Below are 4,339 nucleotides of genomic sequence, written 5' to 3' on the forward strand. Positions count from 1 at the left end.
ATCGAAGAGATGAAAAAAGCGGTGATTGATGATGGTGTTGACTTAATCGGCTATACCCCTTGGGGATGCCTGGACTGTGTTTCCTTTGGCACAGGTGAATACCGTAAACGTTATGGTTTTATCTATGTCGATAAAAATGATAACGGCAGCGGCACCATGCGGCGCAGCCGTAAAAAGAGCTTTGCCTGGTATCAGCAGGTAATTCAAAGCAACGGTGAGGCTTTATAATCACGGTTTATCACAACTGAAATAGATATACCCATTCAAAGTCTTATCCTGCCCCTTGATTTATAAGAAAGGGGCATCTTTGCCATTATATTGTCTTTTATTTTTAATTAGTTAGGAGAAAAAATGTTATCTGTTGTTGTTGATCTCGGTGGCACAAATATCCGTCTTGCGGTTTGTGAGCTTGAAACTGGAAAGTTGAGTCAATTAAGAGAGTTTGCCTGCGCAGAATTTATCACACTTGAAGCTGCACTTACTCACTATTTTTCGACATTGCAGGATGAGGTTAAACATCTTTGTGTTGGCATCGCCTGTCCTGTTGATAATGACCATGTTGCTATGACCAACTTAAGCTGGGAATTTTCCAAGCAGGCACTGAAAGATAAATTAAAGTTAACCTCTTTATATGTAATTAATGACTACACTGCTATTTCATTAGCTGTGCCGTTTCTTTCTCAGCAGGAAAAAATACAAATAGGCGGTGGTCAAGCGAAAACTGATGGCGTAACGGCAGTATTTGGCCCGGGCACCGGACTAGGCGTTTCACACATCATGAAATCGGCGGGTAAATGGATAAGCCTGGATGGTGAAGGCGGACATGTCAGCTTTACTGCGAATACACGCGAACAAGCAGAGATTTTATTCCTGTTGCAGGAGCAATTTGGCCATGTTTCAGCAGAGCGTATTTTGTCCGGACAAGGTCTCGTCAATTTATACCAAAGTCTGTGCACGTTATCTAAACAGCCCGCTAAATTTAACCAGCCTAAAGATATATCTCAGGCGGCACTCGATGGCAGTTGCGCTATTGCACGAAGAAGTCTGCAGGTTTTCTGTCAGGTGATGGGCGGTTTTGCCGGCAACCTTGCGTTGAATCTGGCTTGTACCGGTGGGGTTTATATCGCCGGTGGTATTGTACCGCGCTTTGTGGATTTCTTTCAAACGAGTGAGTTCAGAAGTTTCTTTGAAGATAAAGGGCGTTTTCAAGGTTACCTTTCAACCATTCCTACCTTTTTAATAACCAATGATAACCCGGGGTTATTGGGGGCTTCTGTTTACCTTCGTCAAGAATTAAGAGAGACACAACAATGATAAGCAATTGTATTTTATATACGGAAAATTATAATAAAATTTAATGAGCATAATCAACCTAATATTGAATTTATAATTTGGTTAACAGCTCAAAAACACGTAGAGAAGGGAATAAATGAGCACTATTGTTGATGTCTGCAAGCTAGCGGGTGTATCCAAAGCCACTGTATCACGAGTTATTAATGGTACTGGGCAGGTCAAAAAATCAACTCAAGAAACGGTTCATGCTGCCATGGAACAGCTGGGTTTTCGGCCCAACAGCTTGGCACAAGCGCTCGCAGCCAAACAGACCAATAGTATTGGTCTGGTAGTATCCGATTTTCAAGGGGACTATTTTGGTACCCTGCTTAAGCAGGCATCAACCAGTGCCGAAGGTGCCAATAAAGAGCTGATCGTTACTAATGGTCATAATGATGCTCTACGTGAATATGAAGCTATTCAGCTACTCGCGGATCGTAAATGTGATGCCATCGTCTTGTACAGTCGAAAAATGACCATGGAACAACTGCAAAAATTAAAACAGCAACTATCGGTGCCTTTGGTGTTGATCAACCGCGAGTTATCTGAGCCGCTGTTCCACTCGGTGACCTTTGATCAAAGATCCCCGGTCAATTTAATGATGAATCACTTGATAGCTTACGGGCACCGCAAAATAGCTTGTATAACCGGGCCAATAGAAACCCCAACGACACAAGCCCGTCTGACGGCATATAAAGAAGTATTACAACAACACGCAATCAGATTTAATGAACATCTGGTAAAAAATGTCAAATACGGATTACAAGATGGTTATGATGCTTGCCAGGAGCTAATCAAAAGCAACTTACCCTTTTCAGCGCTGTTCGCTTTTAATGATGAAATGGCGCTGGGCGCATTAAAAGCATTAACCGATGCCGGCATTCGCGTGCCGGAGCAGGTTTCGATTGCAGGAATAGACAACATCCCCATGACGAAATTTTCCCACCCTACGATCAGCACAATTGATTTACCGATTGAAGAGGTAACCAAACATGCGGTTGAAATCGCGCTTAAACTTGCCGCAGGAGAGCAATGTGCCTTTTTAAACCAGTACAAAGGAAAACTGCTTCAGAGAGATTCGGTTTTACCCTATCATTCGCACAAAAATTGGCTTACCTGCTAAAGGAGTAATTTGTGATTAAAGCAATAATTTTCGATATGGACGGAGTGATCGTTGACTCTGAACCTTTCTGGCGTCAGGCCAAGGTCAATGCGGTTGCCCGTTTTGGCGGTAATATCACCCTGCAGCAGACCTACCAAAGCACCGGTTTGCGTATTGATGAGATTGCGCAGCATTGGATTCGCCATTGTGGTCTTGACCCTGCATGCCAACAGGCGCTTTGTGATACGATACTGGATGAAGTAATCGAACAGATCAAGCATAATGGCAAACTACTGCCGGGCGTACTTGAGAGCCTGCAATGGCTGGCGACAACTGAGCTGAAAGTTGGCTTAGCCTCCTCTTCTCCCTCGCGGTTAATTGCAGCAGTATTAGATATTTTCGATCTCAATCAATATATTAGCATTAAGGTTTCGGCAGAACATTTACTGCTGGGCAAACCCCATCCGCAAGTTTATTTAGAAGCGGCAAACCAGTTAGGCATTGCAGCGCAACAATGCCTGGCAATAGAAGATTCAGTTAATGGATTATTGGCAGCCAAAGCAGCCAGAATGGTAGGTGTATGCGTTCCGGAGCCGGGACAGGAAAATAATCCGAGTTTCGGCATCGCAGATTATAAATTCACCTCACTTGAAGAATTTATCTCTCCAACCATCAGCAAATTACTGCGCATTAAACTGCCCGCATAACTTTTTCAAAATAGGGCTGCTGCATAATAAGGCAGCCCTTACAAAAATAAATCACAGCAATAACAGAGACCTTTAACCGCACCGGGAAAACATATTTATTTTTATTGTTCAGCTTAGGTTCATATTGAATAGGTTTTAATGGTTATAACCACTCTATTATGACCATTAAGGACTTTCTCTATGAATAATCAAAAGATCGACATAGCGAACTGTACTGCGAAAAAAATGTGTAAAGGCGCACTGCTGCTCATTGCCAGCGCCCTGTTATTTAGCCGCGCAGAAGCGAACGAGTCAGAGACCACTCATTCCAGTGTTTCCTACGGTGAATTATCGCAGACATTAAACGATGATAAACGCGCAACCATCAGAACAAACAATGTCGGCACTGTGATACCGGATCAAAGCACAGATAAAGCAACCGGGAAAACCCGGGAAGAGATACAGCAATTAAAACAAGCAACAGCACAAAGCGGCTCCTTAGTGCAGGTAATGAACAGAAGTTATGCACCGGAGTTCACTATCTTTAATGCATTCACCACCTTATATGATGATTTTGATCAGGACGGATTTTATCAAACGTTCAGTGTGGTATTTGATGCTGATATGTACAGCTATGACGGATATGACAGCAGTACAGTATATGCCCTGTTATATCTAAGTGAGAATGGTGGCCCCTGGAAACATTATTACACAACCGATGATTTTGTTATTCACGGTGACAGCGAGCTTGACGAATACGAAGTTGTCACGACTTTTTTGCAAGGTTATCATCCGGAACATTATGATCTGTTGATTGATCTTTACCGGGTAGGTTCTCCCTACATTGTTGCCACCTACAGCTCCAATGACAGTGATGCTCTTTACGCTCTGCCGTTAGAAAGCAACGACTATGATCAGGTTTATGTGGAAGCTGTGCATGTCCACCACGGGGGTGGGGGTAGTCTATCAGTGTGGTCAATATCGCTATTATTATTACTCTTAGCAGGCCGCTTATCGCGCAATTTCATTCAAGGTGTGAAGTAATAAAGCGCATCGGTATAATACCAAATCCGGTAATTATCTACTCATTTATACTTGCTAAAATGAATGCTAGCTAGACATAAAACTACGTTTTAGTCTTTGTTATTGATTTGATTCAGAACGTCCTGTTCTTCACCACTTTGTGGCCAGCTAAAGCTGTTCAAAATCGTTCCATACG

Annotated in this window: 5 protein-coding genes; all 5 read left to right on the forward strand. The window is 42.8% G+C overall.

Annotated features, from left to right (window positions below; genetic code table 11):
• Positions 1-228, forward strand: a 228-nt coding sequence (locus tag ABZA00_RS16415) for a family 1 glycosylhydrolase (protein WP_372883229.1), incomplete at its 5' end; no start/stop codon positions are given.
• Positions 229-351: 123 nt separating this feature from the next.
• A complete protein-coding gene (locus ABZA00_RS16420) occupies positions 352-1,314 on the forward strand; it encodes a glucokinase (protein WP_372883230.1) in 963 nt (320 codons plus the stop codon).
• Positions 1,315-1,429: 115 nt separating this feature from the next.
• Complete coding sequence (locus ABZA00_RS16425; protein ID WP_372883231.1) at positions 1,430-2,455, forward strand: LacI family DNA-binding transcriptional regulator; 1,026 nt, start codon at positions 1,430-1,432, stop codon at positions 2,453-2,455.
• Between the two features lie 11 nt (positions 2,456-2,466).
• The gene (gene hxpB / locus ABZA00_RS16430) at positions 2,467-3,141 is read left to right on the forward strand and encodes a hexitol phosphatase HxpB (RefSeq protein ID WP_372883232.1); all 675 of its coding nucleotides are present in this window, start codon (positions 2,467-2,469) and stop codon (positions 3,139-3,141) included.
• Positions 3,142-3,321: 180 nt separating this feature from the next.
• Positions 3,322-4,164, forward strand: a complete 843-nt coding sequence (locus ABZA00_RS16435; protein ID WP_372883233.1) for a choice-of-anchor H family protein — start codon at positions 3,322-3,324, stop codon at positions 4,162-4,164.
• Positions 4,165-4,339: the final 175 nt, after the last annotated feature.

This window comes from Psychromonas sp., assembly GCF_041586535.1.
Classification (GTDB): domain Bacteria; phylum Pseudomonadota; class Gammaproteobacteria; order Enterobacterales; family Psychromonadaceae; genus Psychromonas.